Below are 23,343 nucleotides of genomic sequence, written 5' to 3'. Positions count from 1 at the left end.
CCGGAGATCGGCGTCAGTGCCTGTCCGCGATCTCCTCGTGACCTGCGCCACCGCCGGCGGCTCCGGCCGGGCCGGCGTCGCGGGTGGCCTCCCGGGCGGCGCGGCGGACCTTCTTGGCCGAGACGGGGCGCTCGCCGAGGTCCTCGGCGCTCCAGTCCCCGCCCTCGCCGGGGGGCAGGTCGGGCGTGTCCTCCCCCGCGTCGACGGGGTAGGCGCCGGGGGCGGGGCGGCGCTTGCGCAGCGGCGGGCGGACGCCGTCGCCGAGGCGGCGGGTGGTGAGCAGGAACCCGGTGTGGCCGACCATCCGGTGCTGCGGGCGCACCGCCAGGCCCTCCAGGTGCCAGCCGCGCACCATCGACTCCCACGCCTCCGGCTCCGTCCAGCGGCCGCCGTCGCGCACCGCCTCGGCGAGGCGGGAGAGCTGGGTGGCGGTGGCGACGTAGCAGATGAGGACCCCACCGGGCACGAGCGCGTCGGCGACGGCGTCCAGGCACTCCCAGGGGGCCAGCATGTCCAGGACGGCGCGGTCCACGGCGCCGTCCTCGCCCGAGCGCAGCCCCGCGGCGGGCAGCGCCTCCACGAGGTCCCCGACCTGCAGGCGCCAGGCCGGGTGCTCACCGCCGAAGAACGTCTCCACGTTGCCGCGGGCGATGGCGGCGAAGTCCTCGCGCCGCTCGAAGGAGAAGACCCGCCCGTCATCGCCCACGGCGCGCAGCAGCGACATGGTCAGGGCGCCGGAGCCGACGCCGGCCTCCAGGACGCGGGCGCCGGGGAAGACGTCGGCCATCTGCACGATCTGCCCGGCGTCCTTGGGGTAGACGACGGCCGCCCCGCGCGGCATGGACAGCACGAAGTCGGCCAGCAGGGGCCGCAGCGCCAGGTACTCCACGCCCGCGGTGTTGCGCACCACGGCGCCGTCGGGGCGGCCGATGAGGTCGTCGTGGGCGAACCTGCCGCGGTGGGTGTGGAATTCCTTGCCGGCCGCCAGCGTGATCGTGTGCATGCGCCCGCGGGGGTCGGTGAGCTGGACGCGCTCCCCCTCGCGCAGGGGCCCGCGGCGCCCCGCCGCACCGGTGGGCCTCGCCTCGCCGCCGGTGGGGGCGTCCTCGTGGGGCTCGGGCGGGGTGCTCATGGGTCCTCCGGTCGGGTCCTGCGGTGGGGGGGTGCTGCGGTGGGGTGGTGGGTGCCGCGGGAGACCCGCGGGATCGCGTGCCAGGGGGTCAGCGGGCGCCCAGCGCGGTGAGGACGTCCTCCCCGCGCAGCAGCCCGATGACGGCGCCGGAGGCGTCGACGACGACGTGCTCGCCGAGGCCGAAGTGGGTGACGGCCTCCAGCAGCGCCTGCCCGGAGGTCTCCGCGCGCAGCACGGGCCGCGGCCCCAGGGCGCGGGCGGTGGCCCCCACGCGCAGCCCGCGGCGGCGTTCCACCGGTACCCGCTGCAGCGCCGCGCCGTCCACGACCGCCACGGGCACGCCGTCGTCGGTGACGAGCACGATCTCCGGTGGGCGGCCCGCGGCGGGGGCGCGGTCCACGACGTCGGCGACGGTGGCGCCCACGGGCACGGCGATCGCGGGGCGCAGCAGCTGCCCGGCGCTCACGGGCGGGCGGCGGCGGGCGCGGGCCGAGCGCAGCGCCTCCCCCGCCCAGTGCCACAGCAGCGCGGAGAAGATGCCCGCCCACACCACGCTGAACAGCTCCGGGCGCCCCCCGGCGGCCAGGGGCAGCGCGACGGCCGCCACGAGGATGCCCGCGGCGACCACCCGCCCGCCCCAGGCGGCCACCGTGGTGCCGGTGAGCCGGTCGCCGCTCACCCGCCACACGAGGGCCTCCAGCAGGTGCCCGCCGTCCAGGGGCAGGCCGGGCAGGAGGTTGAAGGCCGCTACGAGCACGTTCGCCACGAGCAGCGCCCGCACGAGCAGCGCCGTGACGGTGAAGGGCTCCAGGGTCCCGAGCAGCGCCCAGGCGGCCACGGCGAGCAGGGCGTTGGCCACCGGCCCGGCCACGGCGACGAGGAAGCTGCGCCCGGGCCCCGGGGTCTCGTCGGCGAAGGAGGTGTGCCCGCCCCACACGTTCAGGGTGATGCCGGTGACGCGCATGCCGGCGGCGCGCGCCACGACGGCGTGCCCCACCTCGTGGGCCAGCACGGACAGCAGCAGCAGCACGGCGTAGCCGAACGCGACGGCGTAGGTGGCGGCCGGGGACACCAGGGACCCGACGCGGGGCGCGAACGCCACGGTGATGACGAGGGCGAAGAGGAACCAGGAGCCCGACAGCTGCACCGGCACGCCGCGGACGCGTCCCAGCAGCAGACCGCCGTGCGGGGCGGGGCCTCCCTCGGCGCCGGCGCCGGCTGCTTCGGGGGAACGGGGTGGCACCGCACGATCCTAGGTCCCCGCCGGCGCGCCCCCGCCCCCCGGTCCCCGGGCGCCCCCGGGGAGCGGCCCGGTGGGCGTGTGCGCGAAGCGCCCCGGGGTGTCGCAGGCCCCGCCTATGGTGGAGCGCATGCGAACGGCCACCGAACCGGGTGCCGGCGCCCCCGGCGCCCCCTCCCCGTCCGGCTCCCCGTCCGGCTCCTCCCCCGGCTCCGCGGCGCCGCGCAAGCCGTCGCTCTCGCCCTCGCGCGCGGCGGACTTCATGCAGTGCCCGCTGCTGTACCGCTTCCGCGTGCTGGATCGGCTGCCCGAGGCGCCCAGCGCCGCCGCGGTGCGCGGCACCGTCGTGCACTCGGTGCTGGAGCGGCTGTTCGACCTGCCGGCGGCCGAGCGCACACCTGAGGCGGCCCGCTCGATGGTCGAGGGGCAGTGGCACGAGCTGCTGGAGCGCGAGCCGGAGGTGGCGGCGCTGTTCCCCGCCGAGGCCGCGGACACCGAGGCCGAGCTGCGCGCGTGGCTGCACAGCGCCGAGCTGCTGCTGCAGCGCTACTTCGAGATGGAGGACCCGCGCCGGCTGGAGCCCGCCGAGCGGGAGGTGCGGGTGGAGACGCTGCTCGACGGGGGCCTGGTGCTGCGCGGCATCGTCGACCGGCTGGACGTGGCCCCCTCGGGGGACCTGCGGGTCGTGGACTACAAGACGGGCAAGGCGCCCTCGGAGCTGTTCGAGGCCAAGGCGCTGTTCCAGATGCGCTTCTACGCGCTGGTGCTGTGGCGGCTGAAGGGGATCGTCCCGCGCCAGCTGCAGCTGATGTACCTCGGCTCCGGTGACGTGCTGCGCTACACCCCCGACGAGGCGGAGCTGCTGGCCACCGAGCGCAAGGTGAAGGCGCTGTGGGCGGCGATCGAGCGGGCCGGCTCCAGCGGTGACTGGCGCCCCTCGCCGGGGAAGCTGTGCAGGTGGTGCGACCACCAGGTGCGCTGCCCGGCGTTCGGGGGCACCCCGCCGCCCCTGCCGGCCGGTGCGGTGCCGCTGCCGCTGGCGGTCACCGCCCCCGCGGGGGCGACCGCCGCGGGCGCGTCCTCCACGGGTACGGCTCCCGCCGGGGGCTGAGCGGCCACCCACCGCCGCCGGCCCGGCACCGCCCCCCGGCTGCCTGCCGGCGTGCCGCGGGCTCAGCCCAGCAGGTCGAGGACCTCCCCGCCGCGCAGGCGCGCCAGCACCGCCAGGTCCACGACCTCCAGGGACGGCACCCGGCTGCGGCCGGGCGCGGCCTCGATGGGCACCATGTGCGGCACGGCGACCGTCGCGCACCCGGCCGCCTCCGCCGAGCGCACCCCGGTCGGGGAGTCCTCCAGCGCCACGCACGCCTCCGCGGGCACCCCGAGCAGCTCCGCGGCACGCAGGTAGGGGTCCGGGTGCGGCTTGCCGCGGGCGACCTCGTCCCCGGCGACGACGACGTCGAAACCGCCGGGCACGAGGGCGGCGACCACGTCGGCCAGGGAGCGGTACGACATGGTGACCAGCGCCAGGCGCACCCCCGCCCCGCGCGCCGCGGTGAGCAGCTCCAGCGCGCCGGGGCGCCAGGGCACGGCCACGCGCACCCTCGCCACGACCCCGGCGAGCAGGTCGGTGACGATCCGCTCCGGCTCCAGGCGGGGGCCGCCCTCGGCGAGGACGTGGTCGCGGATGACGGCGGCGGCGTCGGGCAGGGCGCTGCCGACGAGCTGCAGGGCGTGCTCGTGGCTCCAGCGCACGCCCAGGCCGGCGAGCAGCTCCTGCTCGCAGGCGATCCAGTACGGCTCGGTGTCCACGAGGGTGCCGTCCATGTCCCACAGCAGGGCCTCGGGCAGGGCCGGGTCGCGCGGCGGGGCGGGAACCGGGGCCGGGACGGCCGCGGGGGTGGGGACGGCTGCGGGGGTGGTCGCGGGGGCGGTGGGTGAGCTCATCGCCGCGAGAGTCTAGGCGCCCCCGGCCGCCCGGCGGCGGCTCCGCCGGTGCCGTGCCGGGCGCCCCCGCGCCGACGCCCTAGTCTTGGGGCACCGGCACGGGGCCGGTACGGAGGTGCGTGCGTGTCTGAGTTGCCCGGTCCCCCGCCGCCTGCGGGCAGGCCGCCGGTCCAGCTGCGGGACCCGGTGGTCCTCGCGGCCTTCGAGGGCTGGAACGACGCCGGTGAGTCGGCGAGCCAGGCCATCGCGCACCTGCACCGGGTGTGGGACGCGCAGGAGCTGGCGGAGTTCGACCCGGAGGAGTACCACGACTTCCAGGTCAACCGCCCCACCGTGCACCTCGACGAGGACGGCCGCCGCGAGCTGGTGTGGCCGACGACGAGGGTGTCCTGGGCGCGCCCGCCGGACTCCGCCCGCGACGTGCTGCTCGTGCAGGGCATCGAGCCGTCGATGCGGTGGAAGACGTACGCGCGGGAGTTCGTCTCCCACGTGCAGGCCCACGGGGCCTCCCTGGTCGTGACGCTGGGGGCGCTGCTGGCGGACGTGCCGCACACCCGGCCGCTGCCGGTGACCAGCACCAGCGAGGACGAGGACCTGCTTGAGCGCCTGGCCATCGAGCGCTCCCGCTACGAGGGGCCCACGGGCATCGTCGGGGTGGTGCAGGAGTTCGTCGCCGCGGCGGGCGTCCCGGCGCTGTCGCTGTGGGCGGCGATCCCCCACTACGTCGGGCAGCCGCCCTCCCCCAAGGGCACCCTGGCGCTGCTGCACCGGGTGGAGGAGCTGCTGGAGATCGCGATCCCGCTGGAGGACCTGCCCGAGGACGCCCGCGCCTGGGAGCACGGGGTGGACGAGCTGGCGGAGGAGGACTCCGAGATCGCCGAGTACGTCCAGCAGCTGGAGGAGGCCAAGGACACCGCCGAGCTGCCCGAGGCGAGCGGCGAGGCCATCGCCCGGGAGTTCGAGCGCTACCTGCGCCGCCGGGACGACCCGCCCCGGCGGGGCTGAGGTCCACGCCCGGCCCGGCCAGACCAGTTCCGGCCCACGGGCCGCTCAGGTGCCGGGCAGCACCACCTGGCGCACGGCGGAACCGGCGGCGAGGGCGTCCACCGCCGCCGCCACCCCGTCGAGGCCGAGCACGCCGCTGCGCAGCCGGTCCACCGGCAGCCGCCCGGCGCGGAAGAGCCCCACGTAGCGGGGCACGTCCCGCGCCGGGACCGCCGAGCCCATGTAGCTGCCCAGCACGCGGCGCTCCTCCGCGACCAGGGTCACGGCGGGCAGCCGCAGCGCCGCGTCGGCACCGGCCAGCCCCACCGCCACGGTCGCACCGCCCCGCCGGGTGGCCGCCCACGCCTGCTCGAACACCGCGGGCGCCCCGACGACCTCGAAGGCGTGGTCGGCGCCGCCGCCCGTGAGGTCGCGGATCTGCGCGACGACGTCCGCCGGGTCGCGCCCGGCGGCGTCCACGCCGTGGGTGGCACCCACCTCCAGCGCCAGGGCCACCTTCGCCGCGACCCGGTCGACGGCCACGACGGGGTGGCAGCCGGCCAGGTGCGCGCCCATCACCGCGGCCAGGCCCACCCCGCCGAGGCCGAACACGGCCACGGAGTCCCCCGGTGCGGCGGCGGCGGTGTGCAGCACCGCGCCGACGCCGGTGAGGGTGGCGCAGCCGAACAGGGTGGCGTCGCGCGGGTCGAGGTCGTCGGGGACGGGCACGAGGGAGGAGGCGTGCACGACGGTGTGCCCGGCGAACACCGACGCCCCGAGGTGGGAGTGCACCGGCCGCCCCGCGCGGGAGAACGGGCGCGTGCCGCCCAGCAGGGTCCCGGCGCGCGCGGCGGTGTCCGCGGCCTCGCACAGCGCCGGGCGCCCGGCGGTGCACGGCCGGCACGTCCCGCAGCTGGGCACGAAGGAGACCACCACCGACTGCCCGGGGCGCACGTTGCGCACCCCGGGGCCGGTCTCCTCCACGACCCCGCACCCCTCGTGCCCCAGCAGCAGCGGCAGCGGCCGGGGCCGCTCGCCGGTGACGACGGAGAGGTCGGAGTGGCAGACGCCGGCGGCGGTGACCCGCAGCAGCGCCTCCCCGGGCCCGGGCGCGGCGAGGTCCACCTCCACCACGCCGAGGGGCCGGCTGCCGGCGTAGGGGGCGGGGGCGCCGGCCCGCTCCAGCACGACGCCCCGGGTGGTGCGGGTGCCGCCGCTCACCGGGTGCCGCTGCTCACCGGGCGGCGCCCGCGGCGGCGGTCTCCTCGGCGTCGATCTGCTCGAACGGCACCCCCGTGCGGTCGCGCGCCGTCAGGGCCGCGACGACGGTGACGGCGCAGCTCGCGGCCATGTAGACGGAGATCGGCAGCGACGAGCCGGTCTCCCGCAGCAGCGCCACCGCGATGATCGGTGCGAGGGAACCGGCCACGATCGAGGTGAGCTGGTAGGCGATCGAGGAGCCGGTGTAGCGCAGCCGGGTGGGGAAGCACTCGGAGATGAACGCCGCCTGCGGGCCGTACATCGCCCCGTGCAGGACGAGGCCGACGACGACCGCCGCGATGACCGGCCCGGTGGCGCCGGTGTCCAGCAGGCGGAAGAACGCGAACGCCCACAGCACCATCCCGGCCGCGCCGACCGCGGTGACGATCCGGCGCCCGACCCGGTCGGCGAGCGCGCCGAACAGCGGGATGGCGCACACCTCCACGGCGGCGCCGACGAGCACGGCGTTGAGGGCCACGGTGCGCGAGACGGTCCCGACCTCCACGGCGTAGGTGAGGGAGAACGCGGTGATGATGTAGAAGGCGATGTTCTCCCCGAAGCGCAGCCCGGCGCCGGTGAGCAGCCCGCGCGGGTAGCCGCGCACGACCTCCACGGCCGGCAGCTTCGGCGGCGCGCCGCGCTCGGCGCTGCGCTGCTGCGCCTGGCGGAAGACGGGGCTGTCCTCCACGGACTGGCGCACCCAGTACCCGACGATGACGAGGACGGCGGAGAGCAGGAACGCCACCCGCCAGCCCCAGGCGAAGAACGCCTCGTCCGACAGGGTGGCCGACAGGATCGCCAGGACGGCGGCGGCCACGAGGTTGCCCGCGGGCACGCCCGCCTGTGGCCAGCTCGCCCAGAAGGCGCGCCGCTTCGGGGTGCCGTACTCGGCGACGAGCAGCACCGCCCCGCCCCACTCCCCGCCGACGGCGAAGCCCTGCACGAGGCGCAGGAACACCAGCAGGATCGGGGCGAGGACGCCGACCTGCCCGTAGGTGGGCAGCAGGCCGATGAGGAACGTCGCCACGCCCATGAGGACGAGGCTGAACATGAGCAGCTTCTTGCGCCCGAGGCGGTCCCCGTAGTGCCCGAACACCAGGCCGCCGACCGGCCGGGCGACGAACCCGAGGGCGTAGGTGCCGAAGGACAGCAGCGTCCCCACGAGCGGGTCGCTCTCGGGGAAGAACAACCGTGGGAAGACCAGCGCGGCGGCCGTGCCGTAGAGGAAGAAGTCGTACCACTCCACGACGGTGCCCACGACGCTGGCGCCCACGACGCGGGGCAGGCTGCTGCGGGCCGCGTCGGTCTCGGTGACGGAGCCGGGCTGGGAACTGGTGCCGGTCATGAGGAGGTGCCTTTCCGCCGCACGCCTGGGTGCCCGTGACCGGGACACTGTGCCCGCGCCCGGCGCGGCCCGGCAACCAGCGATCCGGCACGGCGTTGTGCGAGCATGCACAGCCGTGGAGCTGTCCGCGGACGACCTCCGCGTCTTCCTGGCCCTGGCCCGGCACGGGCGGCTCGTGCAGGCCGCGGCCTCCCTCGGCGTCGACCACACCACCGTCGGCCGGCGCGTCATGGCGATGGAGCGCTCCACCGGGCACCGGCTGTTCGACCGCGGCCCGGCGGGCTGGGTGCCCACCGCCGCCGGGCGCGGCCTGCTGGAGCCGGCCGCGACGGTGGAGGCCGCGCTGCAGGACGCCACCCGCAGGCTGGGCCGGCGCGGCCCGGAGCGCCCGGGCGGGGAGCTGTCCGGCACGGTGCGGGTCCTGGCGCCCGACGGTTTCGGCTCCTGCGTCCTGGCCCCCGGTCTCGGGCCGCTGGTGCGGGCGCACCCGGACCTGACGGTCGAGCTGGTCACGGCCACCGCGCACGTGCCCTCGACGAACCGCGGTTTCGACGTGCTGGTGACGCTGGAGGCGCCGTCCTCGGCGCGGCTGGCGCGCCGGCACCTCACCGACTACGTGCTGCGGCTCTACGCCAGCGCGGAGTACCTGGACCGGGCCCCGCCGCTGCGGCGGGTGGAGGACCTGGCCGGGCACACCGTGGTGCACTACGTCGACGCCCTGCTGGACGTGGCGCCGCTGCGGGTCCTGCAGGACGTGCTGCCGCGGCCGGCGGCGGTGCAGTCCACGAACTTCGTCGCCCAGTGGCAGGCCGCCGCGGCGGGGGTGGGCATCGCCCCGCTGCCGCAGTACGTGGGGCGCCACGACCCCCGCCTGGTGCCGGTGCTGCCGCACCTGGAGTTCCGGCGCCGCTACTGGGTGGCCGTGCCCCGCGAGCACGCCGGCCTGGCCCGGGTGGAGGCCGTCACGGACCTGCTCGACGACCTCGTGCGCGAGCGCGCCGACGACCTGCACGGGCCGCTGCCGGCCGCCGGGGGCTGAGGAGCGCCGGGGGCGGGGAACCGGGGGCGGGAGGCGCCCGTTCCCCGCTCCGGGAGCGGCTGGCATGATCGGAGCCGCCGCGGCCGGGGCCGACCCGACCGCGGGCTCTCGTCCGCGACGGGGAGGACGCGCGTGAACTGGCGCTTGCAGGGCTCGAAGGTCCTGGTGGTGGACCTGAACGGGGAGACGGTGCGGGCCGCGTCGGGCTCCATGGTCGCCTACGAGGGCGACGTGCAGTTCAAGGCCGCCGGCATGGGCGGCGGTGGCGGCCTGCGGGCGGCGCTGACGCAGCGCGTGACGGGTGAGTCCCTCAAGCTGATGGAGGTCCGCGGCAAGGGCACCGTCCACTTCGCGGTCTCCGCGATGGACGTGGTGCTCGTGGACCTCGCGGGTGACGAGCTGCGGGTGGAGTCCGAGCAGCTCCTGGCGCTGTCGGAGGGGCTGCGCACCGACGTGGTGTTCGCGGGCCTGCAGGGCGCCAGCAGCGGGCAGGGCCTCTTCACCACGAAGGTCACCGGCTCCGGGCCCGTGGCGCTGCTCTCCGCCGGCGGCCCGCCCATCCCGCTGCGCGTGAGCCCGCAGTTCCCCCTGGTGGTGGACCCGCAGGCGTTCATCGCCAGCCGCGGCCGCGTCAGCCAGTCGTTCGTCACGGACGTGTCGTGGCGCAACCTCACCGGGGAGAGCTCCGGGGAGGCGTTCAGCCTGAAGTTCGAGGGCGACGGGGTCGTCTACGTGCAGCCGGAGGAGCGGGGCTGATGGCGTTCGAGAAGGTCACCAGCAAGGTCGTGCGCGCCGACGTCCGGCCCGGCGCGGAGGTCCTCGCCCGCCGCGGCGCGATGATCGCCTACAGCGGGCAGGTGCGGTTCTCCCCCGTCTCCGCCGGCCCCGGCCAGGGCGGCTACGGCGGCGGGGGCATCGCCAGCGCCCTGGGCCGCGCGATGGCCGGTGAGGCGGTGGCGATGATGGTCGCCGAGGGCACCGGCTCGGTCCACTACGGCCACCACGGGCACCACGTCACGGTCGTGGAGCTCGACGGCTCCTCGACGATGTCGGTGGAGGCCGACCGGCTCCTCGCCCACGACGCGCACCTGTCCTCCTCCGTGGTGTTCCTCGGCCAGCAGGGCGGGCTGATGGGCGCGGTGCGCGGGGCGGTGAGCGGGCAGGGGATGTTCACCACCCAGCTCACCGGCCGCGGCTCGGTGGCGCTGCTCTCCCACGGCGGCACCTTCCCCCTGCAGGTCGGCGGGGGCCGGCAGATCGTGGTGGACCCCCAGGCGTTCGTCGCCTCCGTGGGGAACCTGCGCATCGACGTCGGCGCGAGCGTCAGCTGGCGCGACGCGGTCGGGCGCGGCTCCGGGGAAGCCGTGCAGCTGAAGGTCTCCGGTCAGGGGACGGTCTACGTGCAGGCATCGGAGGAGAAGCTGTGAGCATGCAGCCGCTGGACCCCACCACGCTGCCCGACCACGACAACGTCCCGGGCAACGCCTACGCCTACTGCGTGCGCCTCACCCAGCCGCTGTTCATGCAGACCGGCCGGATGATCGCCTACTACCCGGCGCCGGGCGGGCAGGGCATCCGCTTCGAGCCGCTGATGGCGACGTCCCTGACGGGGATGGTCGCCACGCGGTTCTCCTCCCCGCTGTACTCGCGGGACTGGGTGGTGGCCAACGGCTCGGGTCACGTCGTGCTCGGCGACCGGGGCTACGACATCAACTCCTACGACCTCGACGACGGCAACCTCACGGTGCGGGCGGCGAACCTGCTCGCGTTCGACGCGTCGCTGGAGCTGAAGGAGTCGATCATCCCGGGGTTCCTCACCCTGCTGGGCACGGGGAAGTTCCTGGCCTCCTCCTCCGGGCCGGTCATCTTCGTCGAGCCGCCGGTGCGGGTGGACCCCGAGGCCCTCGTCGGGTGGGCGGACTGCCCCGCGCCGTCCCTGCACTTCGACGCCGGCTGGATGGGCCACTTCCTGGGCGCGGCGCGCGGCGCGCTGTTCGGGGTGCGCAGCGGCGAGGAGCGCCAGTACGACTTCACCGGCGCCGGCACCGTCCTGCTGCAGTCCAGCGAGCGCATGATCGACGACCCGCACGCGCTGCGGCGGCTGGAGGGCGAGGTGCAGTCCCTGGCCCCCGCGCAGCTGCAGCACCTGGGCCAGGTCATCCAGCGCAGGCTCATGGAGCAGCAGCAGGGCTGAGGCCGGCGCGGCCGATGTGATGAGGGGACCGGCGCGCTGCGCCGGTCCCCTCCTCACGCGGTGCGGCAGGTCAGCCGCGTCGCCACAGCTGGGCGGCTGCGCTGCCGCACGTGTACAGCGAGAGGCGCGCCCCGTTGGCGGTGTCGAAGCCGTAGTTGTCCAGGCAGGTGCGCCCGGCCACGTTGTACAGCTGGAACCAGCCGTTGCCGCGGTCGCGCATCCCCCACTGCTGGGCGGTGGAGCCGTTGCACGGGTACAGGCCGACGTCGGCGTTGAGCGCGGTGCTGCCGTTGGCGTTGTCCAGGCAGGTGCCCGTGTTGCGGTTCAGGATGCGGTAGTAGCGGTTGCCCAGGTAGTCGAACTCGAACTGCTGGGCGGCGTTGCCGCTGCAGTCGTACAGCCGCACCAGCGCTCCGGGGGTCCTGTCGAACCCGTAGTTGTCCACGCACTTGTCGCTGTGCCGGCCGCGGATCCCCAGGGGGGTCCGGCCGGGCTGCGGCTGGCCGAAGACCGGGTAGCCGTTGTCACCCCAGAAGAACTGCTGCATCCGCGTGTGCCGGTTGGGGTCGCGCAGCGCGTCCGGGCTCGGCGGGTCGTAGTCACGGGCGTGGTACACGAGGATGTCGGTCCGGCCGTCCTCGGCGACGGTGAAACTGCCGTGGCCCGGGCCGTAGACGCCGTTGGCGGTGGAGAAGACGGGCGTGGCGGACTTGGTCCAGGACGCGGGGTCGGTGAGGTTCGAGGACGTCGAGGCGGACACCAGGCCCAGCTTGTAGCGGGCGTCGGTGGCGGCGGCGGAGTAGGCGATGAACACCCGCCCGTTCCTGATGACGGCCTGCGGGCCTTCGGCGACCGGGTAGCCCTCCCGCTCCCAGGCGAGGGTCGGCCGGGCGATCGTCGTCACCGTCTCGCGGCGGATGGTGGTGGGGGTCGCCATCTCGGCGACGAACACGTGGCTGTTGTCGCCGCTGGCCGGGTCCTTCTGCGCCCAGGAGAAGTAGCGCCGCCCGCCGGTCTCGAAGGTGTGCGGGTCGAGCTGGAAGGACTCGGTGTGGGTGTACATCCGCTGCGGAGCGGACCAGGTGCCCGTCATCGGGTTGGCCGAGGTGTTCCGCACGTAGTAGAGCCGGTGGTCGAACGTGGCGCTGGAGGGGGAGGCTGAGAAGTACATGTACCAGGCGCCGTCGTGGAAGCGGACGTCAGGCGCCCAGATCCAGCCGCTCAGCGGGCCGGTGGACGGGGCGGTGAACACCGTGCTGGTGGCGGCCGAGCCCAGGCCCTGCAGCGTGGTGGAGCGGCGCAGTTCCAGGCGCTTGTAGTCCGGCACCGAGGCCGTCATGTAGTAGTAGCCGTCGCTGTGCCGGATCACGGCCGGGTCGGCGCGCTGCTGGACCACCGAGTTGGAGATGTCGACGTACTGCGCGGACGCCGGGGCCGGCACGGCGGTGGTGAGCGCCGCGGCGGCCAGGGCCGCGGGCAGGGTCCTGCGCAGGAACCTCGACCAGCGGGACGCGGCTGCCCGCTGGGGGGTGCGGCGGTGGTGCACGACCATGTGCTTCCTCCCGTGCGCGACGGCCCGCGGCCGTGCGCCGATCCGTTCCGGAGGGCTGCGCCGTGCGCGGCGGTGCGCGGGGCACCGGCGGACCGGCGCTGGCCCGCGGTTGTGAACGTTAACAACCGATGACGGAAGGTACCCGGCAGGTGTGACCACGGCAAGACGATCCGAACTGACTACGCCGATCGGAGGAGGCGGGCGTGCGGGGACGCCTCTGCGACAGGGTCTCCGGCCGCCAGACGAACCTCCGGGCCGGTAACCGCGGCCGCCGGCGCGGCGGGTCGCCGCGTGCGGCGCCGCGCCGGCCGAGGACTTGACGGAACGCCGCCCCGGCGTGGATGTTAGCGCTCACACCTTCCGCCCGGGTCCGCCCGGTCCGCCCCTCGTCACCCCCTGACGATGCGATCGCGTCGACGACGACGCGAGAACGGACACCTCATGCCCTCGCCCCGTCTCCGGGCGGCGTTCTCGGCCGCCCTGCTGTCCCTGGGACTCCTCGCCGCCGTGCCCGCGGTGCCCGCCACCGCCGCACCCGGGCAGACGTTCACCAACGCGATCAAGCCCCAGAAGGGCGCCGACCCGCACATCACCTACGCGGACGGCAACTACTACATGATCGCGACGAGCTGGGCCTCGACGCTGACGATGCGGACCTCGCGCACCCTCGCCGGTCTCTCCAGCGCCCCCGACGTCGCCGTCTACACCGACACCAACACCTCCCGCGGCTGCAACATGTGGGCGCCGGAGCTGCACCGCCTCGCCGGGCCCAACGGCACCCGCTGGTACCTGTACTACACCGCCGGGCAGTGCGTGCAGGACTACAACAACACCCAGCGCATGCACGTGCTCGAGAGCGTCGGCACCGACCCGATGGGCCCCTACGTCTACAAGAACCGCCTGTTCGACCCCAGCCGCGACGACTGGTTCATCGACGGCAGCGTGGCCAACCTCGGCGGGCGGCTCCACCTCTTCGGCAGCATCCAGGCCGGCGGCACGCAGAACCTCGCCGTGATGCCCATGTCCAACCCCTGGACGCCGTCCGGCCCGCGCACGCAGATCTCCACCCCCACCCTGGCGTGGGAGCGGCAGGGCCACCCGGTGCAGGAGGGCCCCGCCCTGCTGCAGCGCGGCGGGAGGACCTTCCTGGTGTACTCCGCCAGCGGCTGCTGGACGCCGGACTACAAGCTCGGGATGCTCACGTGGAACGGCGGCGACCCGGCGCTGGCGTCCTCCTGGCCCAAGGCGCCCAACCCGGTGTTCCAGCGCAGCGACGCCAACAGCGTCTACGGCCCCGGCCACAACCAGTTCTTCACCTCCCCGGACGGCACGGAGACCTGGAACGTCTACCACGCCAACGACGCGGCCACCGACGGCTGCGACAACGGCCGCTCCCTGCGGGCGCAGAAGGTGACGTGGAACGCCGACGGCACCCCGAACCTGGGCGTCCCGGTGCGCCTCGGCGCCTCGCTTCCCGGCCCCGCCGGCGAGACCACGACCACGTCGGGCACCTTCACCATCGTCAACCGCAACAGCGGCAAGTGCCTCGACGTGGTCAACGCCTCCACCGCGGACGGCGCCAACGTCCGGCAGTGGACCTGCAACGGCAACAACGCCCAGCGCTGGCGCTTCGAGGACCGCTACAACGAGCACAGCCGCATCGTGAACGTCGCCAGCGGCAAGAGCCTGGACATCGCCAACTGCGCCGCCGCGGACGGGGGCAACGTGCAGCAGTGGACCTGGCTGGCCAACGCCTGCCAGGAGTTCCAGCCGGCCACCAGCGCCGTCGGCGGGTGGGTCCGCATCGTCAACCGCAGCAGCGGCAAGGCCCTCGACGTGGAGAACTGCGCCACCACCGACGGGGCGAACGTGCGCCAGTGGACCTCGCTGAACAACGCCTGCCAGCAGTGGCAGCTCCGCCCGGCCTGATCCGGCCGTCGGGTGGGTGGGGTGCGGCCGACCGCACCCCACCCGCCCTGCCCCGTCCTGCGGCGTCGATCCCGCGGCGACGACCGCCCGGCACCACCCGCGGCGCCCCGCGGCGCCCGGACCGAGACCACCCCAGGAGATCCATGCACGCCGTGAGCCGACGCAGCGTCGTCACCGGAGCCCTCGGCGCCCTCGCCGCCACCGCCCTCACCACGGCCACCGCCCGCTCCGCCACCGCCCTGACGCCCGCCGCGTACGTCATGGGCTACTTCGCGGAGTCGCCGAACTGGGAGGTCGCCTCCTACGGCCTGCACCTGGCGGTCAGCAGGGACGGGCTGCACTGGACGCCGCTGAACCAGAACAACCCCGTCGTGGTGCCGACCTCCGGCACGGGCGGGCTGCGCGACCCCTACATCCACCGCAAGCAGGACGGGACGTTCGTCGTGCTGGCCACGGACCTGAAGGGGACGAACTGGGCGGAGCAGAACCAGTACATCCACGTCTGGGACTCCGCCGACCTGCGCAGCTTCACCGGCTACCGCCGCATCAGGCTGCACTCCCTCCCGACGCACTCCTGGGCGCCGGAGGTCATCTGGGACGCGGGCCGCAGGCAGTACGGCATCGTCTACTCCGCCAACGACGGCACCCGCAACGTCCTGATGGTGAACTACACGTCGGACTTCCGCAGCGTCGGCGTCCACCAGGTCTACTTCGACCCCGGCTTCAACGTCATCGACGGCAGCTTCGCCACCCACAACGGGGTGCAGTACCTGTACTTCAAGCGCGAGTCGGACTTCACGCTGATGGGCGCGCGGTCCTCCTCCCTCGCGCCGCGCAGCTTCGACCGGGGTGTCTTCACCGCCGCCTACCGCGGGCCCGTGGGCACCGAGGCGCCCACGGTCGTGAAGGCGATCGGGCAGAACGTCTGGTACCTGTGGGGGGACAACTGGGCCCCGCGCAACGGCTACGCCACCGTGTGGCGCTCCACCGACCTCGCGACGGGCGTGTGGTCCCCGCTGGGCAACGCGCAGTTCACCCAGCCCCTGCACTCCAAGCACCAGACGATCACCGAGATCAGCCAGGCCGAGCACGACGCGCTCCTCGCCCGCTGGGGGGCGCCGGCGTGGAACCGCCTGAAGTCCTACAACTTCCCCGACCACTTCGTGCGGCACGCCAACTACGCCGCGCGCATCGACCAATACCCCTTCGACCCGCACCGGGACTCGATGTGGCGCCTGGTGCCCGGCCTGGCCGACTCCGCGGGGGTCTCCTTCGAGTCCGTCAACGTGCCCGGCCACTTCCTGCGGCACGCCGGGTTCGTGGTCGGCCTGGCCGCGAACGACGGGACGGCGGGCTTCCGGGCCGATGCGACCTTCCACCGCACCGCCGGGCTGGCGAACTCCGGGTGGACCTCCTTCCGCTCGCACAACGTCCCCACCCGCTACCTGCGCCACTCCGGCTTCGCCCTGAGGATCGACGAGCTCTCCGCCTCCTCCCCCGCCGGGGAACGTGCCGACGCCACGTTCCGCATCGGCTCCTGAGCCGGGCGGCCCGGCGCACCGCCCCCGTGCGCCGGGCCGCCCTCCCCCCGGCCCGCGCCACCCCGCCCGCCCCGCGCCGCGGCCGGTGCGGGGTGGTGCGGCCCCCACGACGGCGCCCACCGGTGCACACTGCTGGCATGGGCGTGGAGTGGTGGTGGCTGGTCGTGGCGGCCGTGCCGCTGCTGTGGTACCTGCTGGCCCTCGTCGCCTCGTGGTTCGACGCCGCGGAGGAGCGCGCGGCCCTGCGCGAGCGCCGCCGGCTGCCGGCGCCGCCCCTGCCGCCGCCTGCCGAGCACCGCACGCTGGCGCAGGTGACGGTCCTCGCCGAGGGGCTGCCGGAGTCCTACACCCACGCCGCCCGCGACCTCGCCGACCTCCTGGACACCCTGGAGACCGAGTCCGCGCAACCGTGGCTGGCCGAGCACGAGCACGAGCTGCACGTGCTGCGCACGACCCTGCTGGAGGTCACCCGCGGCCTGCGCTCCGTCCCCGCGGACCTGCGGGAGGTGCCCGGCGGGGCCGACGGCAGCACCCCCCTCTCGGAAGCCCTCAGCGTGCTGGAGCGGCTGCGCCAGGGCAGCGTGCGGCTGCGCACCGACGTCTACGCCGAGGTCGCCGACCGGCTGCGCGTCCTGCGCCGCTACACCGACGGGCGCTACGAGCGCAGCGCCCTGGACCCCACCCCCGGGACCCCGCCCGGTCTGCCGCCGGCGACCCCGCCCGGTCTGCCGCCGGCGACGCCGCCCGGTCTGCCACCCGGCCCGGCACCCGGCACCCGGTCCCGGGACGGCGACCCCGCCTGAGCGCTCCCGCCGCGCGCGCCGGGCCGCACCGTGTGAGGCTGCTGGCGCAGCGTTGGGACGGGAGTCGGCGAGGTGGCGGCATGAGGGCGATGGTCTACCGAGGTCCGTACCGGATCCGGGTGGAGGAGAAGGACCTCCCGCGCATCGAGCACCCGGGCGACGCGATCGTGCGGGTGACGATGGCGGCCATCTGCGGCTCGGACCTGCACCTGTACCACGGGCTGATGCCGGACACCCGGATCGGGACGACGTTCGGCCACGAGTTCATCGGTGTGGTCCACGAGGTCGGCCCCGCGGTGCGCGACCTCGCCGTCGGCGACCGCGTCATGGTGCCCTTCAACATCTTCTGCGGGTCCTGCTTCTTCTGCGCCCGCGGCCTGCACTCCAACTGCCACAACGTCAACGCCAACGCCACCGCGGTCGGCGGGATCTACGGCTACTCCCACACCGCCGGCGGCTACGACGGCGGGCAGTCGGAGTTCGTGCGGGTGCCCTTCGCCGACGTCGGTCCCACCCGGATCCCGGACTGGATGGACGACGAGGACGCGGTGCTGTGCACCGACGCCCTGGCCACGGGCTACTTCGGCGCGCAGCTCGCCGACATCGAGGAGGGCGACGTCGTCGCGGTGTTCGGCGCGGGGCCGGTGGGCCTCTTCGCGGCGAGGTCGGCGTGGCTGATGGGGGCAGGGCGCGTGATCGTCGTGGACCACCTCGAGCACCGGCTGGAGAAGGCCCGCACGTTCGCCCACGCGGAGACGTACAACTTCGCCGAGCACGACGACATCGTCGTGGAGATGAAGCGGACCACCGGCCACCTCGGGGCCGACCGCGTCATCGACGCCGTGGGCGCCGAGGCCGACGGCAACCTCCTGCAGCACCTCACCGGCGCGAAGCTGAAGCTGCAGGGCGGCTCGCCGGTGGCGCTGAACTGGGCGATCGACTCGGTCCGCAAGGGCGGCACCATCTCGGTGATGGGCGCCTACGGCCCCGTGCCCAGCGCCGTGAAGTTCGGCGACGCCGTGAACAAGGGCCTGACGCTGCGGATGAACCAGGCGCCGGTGAAGCGGCAGTGGCCGCGGCTGTTCGAGCACATCCGCAACGGCCACCTCAAGCCCAGCGACATCGTGACCCACCGGTTCCCGCTGGAGCACATCGCCGAGGCGTACCACGTCTTCTCCGCCAAGCTCGACGGCTGCATCAAGCCGCTCGTCGTCCCGAACGCCGGCTGAGGGAGGCCGCACCGTGCCGTACACCGCGAGGAAACCCCCGCTGCCGGAGTCGCCCGAGCAGCTGCGCGCCCGCATCCCCGGCTGGGGCGCCGACCTGGACCCCCGCGACCGGCCCTCGGTCCCGCGCGAGCTGCCCGTCGCCGACCCCGAGCCGGTGGAGCCGGTGCAGCAGGTCGAGCACGAGCCGCGCGAGCGCTCGCTGGAGCACGCCCGCCTCACCCCGGTGTTCGGCACCGCCGTCCCGACGAAGGGCCTGTCCGGGGTGCTGCGCAGGCTCGCCTACCGCCGCTGGAGCGAGGCCCGCAACGCGCACTGGCTGGTCCTCATCGCCGCCGACCGGGTCGACGCGCTGGAGAGCCAGGTGGCGTCCCTGGCCACGCGCCGCCCGGACCAGCCCCTCACCCAGAGCGGGGTGCTCGGTGAGATCGGGGCGCACCCGCTGGCCTCCCGCCTCGGGCGCGGCCGGGTGGACGTGCACCACCAGGCCCTGGACCCCGTGCTGGTCCTGGGGCCGTGGATCGCCGCGGGCGGGCTCGGGGTCGCGGTGGTGCGGGCCGTGCGGCGCCGCCGGCGCGGCTGAGGCGGCGGCGGGTCCCCTCAGAGCAGCGCCTCCAGCTCGGCGGCCCACTCCTGCGCCCCGGCGGCGGGAACGGCCGGAGCCGCCTGCGGCTCGAACCACACCGTCTTGCCCGCGTGCGGGCCGCCGGGCAGCGGGTCGATCCCCCAGTCGGCGGAGGAGGCGGCCACGAGCTGCAGGCCGCGCCCCGTCGTGGCCGAGGTCCCGAACGCGCGCACCTCCACGGGGACGGGGGAGGTGTCGCTGACCTCGACGCGGACGCGGCCGCCGGGGGTGGTGCGCACCGCGACGGTGAAGGCGGTGTGCGCGTGCAGCACCGCGTTGGTCACCAGCTCCGACACCGCCAGCTCGGCAGGCTCCTCCAGGTCGGCGGCGTCGAGCTCGCGCAGGGCCCGGCGCACGTAGCGGCGGGCCGCGGCGGCCGCGCTGGCCGCGGACTCCAGCACGAGGGGCTCGGCCAGGAGCCGGCCGGCCGCGGCACCCCCGGGCGCGGCAGCGGACACGGGGACGGGACCCACCGGCGTGGGGACCGGCATGGGGAGGGCCGGCGCGGGGACGTGACCGGGAGGCCGGGCCGCGGGGCGCTCCCCCGGCGCCGCGCCGGGCCAGGGGCGGGGTTCCTCCCCGGCGAGCTGCCGCACGATCTCCCCGAAGATCCAGCGGCGGAAGGCCACGAGCTCCGCGCCGGCCGGCAGCGTCAGCAGGTGCTGCTCGGCGCGGCAGAACTCGTCGGCCTCCTCCAGCACGTCGCCCAGGTGCCGGATGTAGGCCCCCGAGCGCGCGGTGGCGGCGTACTCGACGTCGAGGAACTCCGCCCCGGCCGCCAGCGCGTCCGCCATGTCCTGCGCGGGCTGGGCCCGGTAGGGGGCGTAGGTGGTCTCCAGCTCGACGGCCAGCTCCAGCAGCCGCCGGGGCAGCGAGGTCCCCGCGCCCCGCTCGCCGCCGATCTGCACGAGGGCGAGCTCCCGCTGCAGGCCCTCCAGGTGGCGCACGAGGCGGGCGCGGATCCGCAGGGGCACACCCAGCAGCCGCACCTGCACCGTCGTGGCGTCGGTGGTGGGGTCCCGGGGCACCTTTCCACCTTGACACGAGCGGGCCCGTCGGTCGCGCCCGGCAGGTGGCGTCCCGCGGCGGCCCGGAGGGGACCGTGCCCCGCGTCCGGACGGGAACCGGTGGCTCAGCCGGTGCCGGGCGGACCGGAGGGGGTCGCGGCCTCCGGCCAGGGGCGGGGCGCCTCCCCCGCGGACTGCCGGTGGAACTCCTCCATCAGCCACGTCCGGAACGCCAGGACGTCCTCGGGGGCGGCGAGGGTGAGCAGGTACCGGCCCTCCCGGCAGAACTCCTCCGCCTGTTCCTGCACCTGCGCCATGTGCACCAGGACCGGGGTGATCGAGCGCGGCACGGCATAGGTGACGTCCGCGAACTCCTCCCCCCGGGCCAGGGCCTCGTCCAGCTCGCCGGTGGCCTGCGTGAGGAAAGGCCCCAGGGTCGTCTGCACCTCGTGGGCGAGGTCGAGCAGCCGGCGCGGCGGGGAGGGCGCGGACCCCTCCGCCGCGCCGATGGCGATCAGGGCCAGCTCGCGCATCAGCTCCGCGCCGTGCTGGGTGGAGCGCTCGCGCAGCAGCAGCGGCACCCGCAGCAGCGTGACCTCCACCATCCCGGCGTCCTCGCCCATCCGAGGAGTGTGGCAGGAGCGGCACCGGTGCGCCCACGCCGGCGCCGGGTGACATGCTTCCGGGGTGCGCAGGTGGGACCCGGTGCAGGACCAGCGGACGCGGCAGCAGCGGCGGATCGCGGCGGCGGGTGCGCCCGAGCCCCCCACCGCGCGGGTCGAGGGTTTCCAGGAGTACCCGCGCTTCTACGCCAAGCGGCGCAACGGGCAGGTGGTGGACGTGGCGTCCTCCTTCGAGGTGCTCGTGCGCTCGGCCCGCGGCGGGTGGGCCGCCGGGACGACGGTGACCGCCGCGCACCGGGCGCCCGACGGGCACCCGGTGGTGCAGGACGCGGCGGCCGCCGGCGGCGCGTGCGCCTCCAGCCGGTGGGTGGCGCAGCTCCCCGGGGGCCCGGTGGCGGAGCTCGTCGCGGCCCTGCGGACGCTGCGGGCGTTCGGTGCACCCCCGGGGCCGGGTCTCCAGCAGGACCTGCCCGCCGGCTCGGCGGTGGAGCGCTCGCAGGAGGCGTGGCTGGACGGGGACGCCGCACCGGGCGTCGACGGTTTCCGGGTGCGCTGCCCGCTGCCGGCCGGGCACGGGGGGCTCTGCGAGGCGCGGGCGCTGCTCGGGGAGCTGGTGTGGCGCTGGGACCCCCGCGAGCAGGTCGTGCACGACTGATCCCCGCGGGTGCGCCGCGGCCGGTCCCCCGGGCCGGCCCGTCCAGCGGCCGGGGACCGCTCAGCGGCCGGGAGGTCGCTCGCGCTCGACGACGATCCGGTGCATCCAGCGCGGCACCCCGTCGCGGTCGCCGTCGAGCAGCAGCACCGCGTAGGTGGCGCCGGGGTTCTCCCGGGGCGGTCGCTCGGGCCACGGGGTGTCCCCGTCGGTGGCGGTGATGACCAGGTCCACCCTCGGGCGCAGCGCGGCGGCCGCGGCGATGCCCACGCGCATGTCGGTGCCGCCGCCGCCGGTCATCACCACGTCCCGCACCCGCCGCACCAGCCGCGCACGGGTGGCCGCGGCGTCGCAGGCGAGGACCTGCACGCCGGTGCCGTGGCAGCGCCGGATGACGGCCTCCGTCTCCGCGTGCACCCGCGCGAGCATGTCCTCGCCCACGGAGGCGGAGGTGTCGACGACCACCGCGGCGCGGGGAGGGCGCGGTTGACGCATCGCGGGCAGGACCACGCCGGGGGTGGTGGCGCTGCGCCGGGAGGGGCGCGCGTAGGAGTAGTCGCGCATCCCGGCGACGTGCGCGCCGACGCGCCGGGTCAGGCTCGCCAGCTCCCGCCTCCAGTCCACGACCGGAACGAGGGTGGTGCTCGCCCACCGCTGCCACCCGGCGGGGACGGAGCCGCGGCTGCGGGCGTGCTCGAGGACGTCGTGCGCGGTCCGGCGCCGGATCAGCTCCGCCCGCCCGGCGTCCACGCCGCCGGCTCCTCCGTCGGCGCCACCGCCGTCGTCGTGGAGCTCCCACGGCCGGCGCGGCCCGCCCGCGCCGGATCCGCAGTCGTCGGCGCCGGCCGGTGCCGGGGTGTTCCCCGCCCCGGCCGCGGCGGCGGGGCCCGAGGTGCCGACGGTCAGGGTCGCCACCGCCCGCTCCCCCGCCGTGGTCACCGCGAGGAGGTAGCGCCCCTCGCGCAGGGGCCGGGTCAGCTGCACGTTCCCGGCTCCGGGCGCGACGGGGACGAGCGGGCCCGTGGCGCCGTCCACCGGGACCAGGCCCGCCGCCGGGTCGAGGACCTCGACGGCGCTCGTGGCGTCGAGGAGGACGTCCTCCGCCGTCAGGGCCAGGGTGGTGGGGGGCTCGAAGCCGCCGGGCAGCCGGGCCGGGTCGACGTCCAGGTGCGGCAGGCCCACGGGCAGCGCCGCCTGCACGGCCTGCCCGCCACCGGTCACCCGCACCAGGTGGGTGCCGTCGGGAACCGGCCCGAGCCGGAACGTCAGGTACGTCGCACCGACGTGGACGACGTCGTGGACGGCCCCGTGCAGCGGCGCGCCGTCGGCGGCGAGGAACTCCACGCGGGAGCCGGCGCCGAAGGAGGTGCCGCGGCCGGCGACCACGACCTTCTCGCTCGGGCCCCGGTCGCGGCGCAGGTGGTCCGGGCGCAGGGTGATCGTGGGTCGCGTCACCGTCAGCACGGCGCTCGCGCCACCGCCGGCGCAGGTGATCTCGACGGTGTGCTCCCCCGGGGGCAGCCGGGCGGGCAGGTCGAGGGAGGCGGTGCGGGGGTCGTGCACGGTGACGGGCACCGGCGCGGCCTCGCCGCCGGGTGCGTGCAGGACGGCGGTGGCCGGTGCGGTGAGGAACGGCTCGCGGGTGTGCGCGAGGACCCTGGCCGCGACGTCCCGCCCGGCGGGCAGCTCCGGCGGCAGCAGCAGCACCGCGGGCAGGTCGGGCAGCCGCCGGCCGGCCGGGGAGTCGAGGAGCAGGCGGTAGATCTGCTCGGCGCTCATCCCGGAGGCGGCACCGGGAACCCGTTCGGGGAACCACGCCCTGACCGCGGGCAGGCGGATCCCGGCCCCGCGCAGGTCGTCGTTGAGGGCGCAGTCGGCGGCCCGGTTGAACAGCGGGTGCCTCTCGCGGGGTTCGGCGAGGGCCTCGAAGCGCTCGGCGTGCGCGCGCAGCGGGTGGCCCACCTCGTGCAGCCAGAGCCCGACGACCTCGGCGACGTCGAGGGTGAGGAGGAACTCGGGGTTGTAGTACATCCGCCAGCGGGTGTCGATCCCGGCGGTGGGCACGGCGGGCGTGGCGACGGCCTGGACGGCGTACAGGGCCTCGCCGAGGTAGGGCATCAGCTCGCAGGCGCGGGCACGGCCGGCCGCCAGCCGCAACGCCGCCTGCTCCTGCACCCCCCGCGCCGTGCCGGAGGTGCCCGCGGGGTTCCGCGCCCGGACCCCGCCGGGCTCCGGTGCGGGGTT

The 23,343-nt window shown here is 75.8% G+C and carries 21 protein-coding genes; 12 read left to right on the top strand and 9 right to left on the bottom strand.

The window, feature by feature from the left end; translation table 11 throughout:
• Positions 1 to 13: 13 nt before the first annotated feature.
• Positions 14 to 1,132, bottom strand: a complete 1,119-nt coding sequence (locus tag ACYQBY_RS01235; protein WP_459641988.1) for a tRNA (adenine-N1)-methyltransferase — start codon at positions 1,130 to 1,132, stop codon at positions 14 to 16.
• A gap of 88 nt (positions 1,133 to 1,220) precedes the next feature.
• Positions 1,221 to 2,375, bottom strand: a complete 1,155-nt coding sequence (locus tag ACYQBY_RS01230) for a M50 family metallopeptidase (protein WP_459641987.1) — start codon at positions 2,373 to 2,375, stop codon at positions 1,221 to 1,223.
• Between the two features lie 127 nt (positions 2,376 to 2,502).
• Between ACYQBY_RS01230 and ACYQBY_RS01225 the strand changes: the two genes are divergently transcribed.
• Positions 2,503 to 3,483: a RecB family exonuclease gene (locus tag ACYQBY_RS01225; protein WP_459641986.1), complete on the top strand. Its 981-nt coding sequence runs from the start codon at positions 2,503 to 2,505 to the stop codon at positions 3,481 to 3,483.
• Between the two features lie 62 nt (positions 3,484 to 3,545).
• Here ACYQBY_RS01225 and ACYQBY_RS01220 read toward each other — a convergent pair whose 3' ends face one another.
• Entirely contained in the window at positions 3,546 to 4,319 is a 774-nt protein-coding gene (locus ACYQBY_RS01220; RefSeq protein WP_459641985.1) for an HAD family hydrolase, read from the bottom strand.
• Positions 4,320 to 4,442: 123 nt separating this feature from the next.
• Here ACYQBY_RS01220 and ACYQBY_RS01215 point away from each other — a divergent pair, with 123 nt between their 5' ends.
• The gene (locus ACYQBY_RS01215; protein ID WP_459641984.1) at positions 4,443 to 5,324 is read left to right on the top strand and encodes a PAC2 family protein; all 882 of its coding nucleotides are present in this window, start codon (positions 4,443 to 4,445) and stop codon (positions 5,322 to 5,324) included.
• 45 nt (positions 5,325 to 5,369) lie between these two features.
• Here ACYQBY_RS01215 and ACYQBY_RS01210 read toward each other — a convergent pair whose 3' ends face one another.
• Positions 5,370 to 6,524, bottom strand: coding sequence for a zinc-binding dehydrogenase (locus ACYQBY_RS01210; RefSeq protein WP_459641983.1), 1,155 nt, complete (start codon positions 6,522 to 6,524; stop codon positions 5,370 to 5,372).
• A 13-nt stretch (positions 6,525 to 6,537) separates the two neighbouring features.
• A complete protein-coding gene (locus tag ACYQBY_RS01205; RefSeq protein ID WP_459641982.1) occupies positions 6,538 to 7,908 on the bottom strand; it encodes an MFS transporter in 1,371 nt (456 codons plus the stop codon).
• Positions 7,909 to 8,023: 115 nt separating this feature from the next.
• Between ACYQBY_RS01205 and ACYQBY_RS01200 the strand changes: the two genes are divergently transcribed.
• The 4 genes from ACYQBY_RS01200 (at position 8,024) to ACYQBY_RS01185 (ending at position 11,141) form a co-directional block, all read left to right on the top strand.
• Positions 8,024 to 8,947 carry a LysR family transcriptional regulator gene (locus tag ACYQBY_RS01200; protein ID WP_459641981.1) on the top strand — a complete coding sequence of 308 codons (924 nt, stop codon included), beginning with the start codon at positions 8,024 to 8,026 and terminating at the stop codon, positions 8,945 to 8,947.
• 132 nt (positions 8,948 to 9,079) lie between these two features.
• Positions 9,080 to 9,703 carry an AIM24 family protein gene (locus ACYQBY_RS01195; RefSeq protein WP_459641980.1) on the top strand — a complete coding sequence of 208 codons (624 nt, stop codon included), beginning with the start codon at positions 9,080 to 9,082 and terminating at the stop codon, positions 9,701 to 9,703.
• Positions 9,703 to 10,374 carry an AIM24 family protein gene (locus ACYQBY_RS01190; protein ID WP_459641979.1) on the top strand — a complete coding sequence of 224 codons (672 nt, stop codon included), beginning with the start codon at positions 9,703 to 9,705 and terminating at the stop codon, positions 10,372 to 10,374. Before ACYQBY_RS01195 ends, ACYQBY_RS01190 begins: the two co-directional genes overlap by 1 nt.
• Positions 10,375 to 10,376: 2 nt before the next feature.
• Positions 10,377 to 11,141 (top strand): AIM24 family protein, encoded by a 765-nt coding sequence (locus ACYQBY_RS01185; protein WP_459642433.1) that lies wholly within the window; start codon positions 10,377 to 10,379, stop codon positions 11,139 to 11,141.
• 70 nt (positions 11,142 to 11,211) lie between these two features.
• On the opposite strand, the gene ACYQBY_RS01180 is transcribed toward ACYQBY_RS01185, so the two are convergent.
• Positions 11,212 to 12,693 carry a family 43 glycosylhydrolase gene (locus ACYQBY_RS01180; RefSeq protein WP_459641978.1) on the bottom strand — a complete coding sequence of 494 codons (1,482 nt, stop codon included), beginning with the start codon at positions 12,691 to 12,693 and terminating at the stop codon, positions 11,212 to 11,214.
• Between the two features lie 441 nt (positions 12,694 to 13,134).
• On the opposite strand from ACYQBY_RS01180, the gene ACYQBY_RS01175 reads away from it, so the two are divergent.
• The 5 genes from ACYQBY_RS01175 to ACYQBY_RS01155 all read left to right on the top strand — a co-directional run bounded on the left by ACYQBY_RS01175 (position 13,135) and on the right by ACYQBY_RS01155 (position 18,775).
• Positions 13,135 to 14,622, top strand: coding sequence for a family 43 glycosylhydrolase (locus ACYQBY_RS01175; protein ID WP_459641977.1), 1,488 nt, complete (start codon positions 13,135 to 13,137; stop codon positions 14,620 to 14,622).
• Positions 14,623 to 14,765: 143 nt separating this feature from the next.
• Positions 14,766 to 16,163: a glycoside hydrolase family 43 protein gene (locus ACYQBY_RS01170; protein WP_459641976.1), complete on the top strand. Its 1,398-nt coding sequence runs from the start codon at positions 14,766 to 14,768 to the stop codon at positions 16,161 to 16,163.
• A 137-nt stretch (positions 16,164 to 16,300) separates the two neighbouring features.
• Positions 16,301 to 16,966, top strand: a complete 666-nt coding sequence (locus ACYQBY_RS01165) for a hypothetical protein (protein WP_459641975.1) — start codon at positions 16,301 to 16,303, stop codon at positions 16,964 to 16,966.
• Between the two features lie 80 nt (positions 16,967 to 17,046).
• Positions 17,047 to 18,195 (top strand): zinc-dependent alcohol dehydrogenase, encoded by a 1,149-nt coding sequence (locus ACYQBY_RS01160; RefSeq protein WP_459641974.1) that lies wholly within the window; start codon positions 17,047 to 17,049, stop codon positions 18,193 to 18,195.
• Positions 18,196 to 18,208: 13 nt separating this feature from the next.
• Positions 18,209 to 18,775, top strand: a complete 567-nt coding sequence (locus ACYQBY_RS01155) for a hypothetical protein (protein ID WP_459641973.1) — start codon at positions 18,209 to 18,211, stop codon at positions 18,773 to 18,775.
• A gap of 17 nt (positions 18,776 to 18,792) precedes the next feature.
• On the opposite strand, the gene ACYQBY_RS01150 is transcribed toward ACYQBY_RS01155, so the two are convergent.
• Both ACYQBY_RS01150 and ACYQBY_RS01145 read right to left on the bottom strand, forming a co-directional pair.
• Complete coding sequence (locus ACYQBY_RS01150; protein WP_459641972.1) at positions 18,793 to 19,845, bottom strand: ATP-binding protein; 1,053 nt, start codon at positions 19,843 to 19,845, stop codon at positions 18,793 to 18,795.
• Between the two features lie 104 nt (positions 19,846 to 19,949).
• Positions 19,950 to 20,447 (bottom strand): hypothetical protein, encoded by a 498-nt coding sequence (locus ACYQBY_RS01145; RefSeq protein WP_459641971.1) that lies wholly within the window; start codon positions 20,445 to 20,447, stop codon positions 19,950 to 19,952.
• A 64-nt stretch (positions 20,448 to 20,511) separates the two neighbouring features.
• Here ACYQBY_RS01145 and ACYQBY_RS01140 point away from each other — a divergent pair, with 64 nt between their 5' ends.
• Entirely contained in the window at positions 20,512 to 21,102 is a 591-nt protein-coding gene (locus ACYQBY_RS01140; protein ID WP_459641970.1) for a hypothetical protein, read from the top strand.
• Positions 21,103 to 21,162: 60 nt separating this feature from the next.
• Here ACYQBY_RS01140 and ACYQBY_RS01135 read toward each other — a convergent pair whose 3' ends face one another.
• On the bottom strand, positions 21,163 to 23,274 hold the full coding sequence (locus ACYQBY_RS01135; protein ID WP_459641969.1) for a DUF2201 family putative metallopeptidase: 2,112 nt from the start codon (positions 23,272 to 23,274) through the stop codon (positions 21,163 to 21,165).
• Positions 23,275 to 23,343: the final 69 nt, after the last annotated feature.

This window comes from Kineococcus anabasis (genome assembly GCF_054590795.1).
Note: the sequence above shows the minus strand (reverse complement) of the source record. Positions and strands in the feature narration are given on the sequence as shown.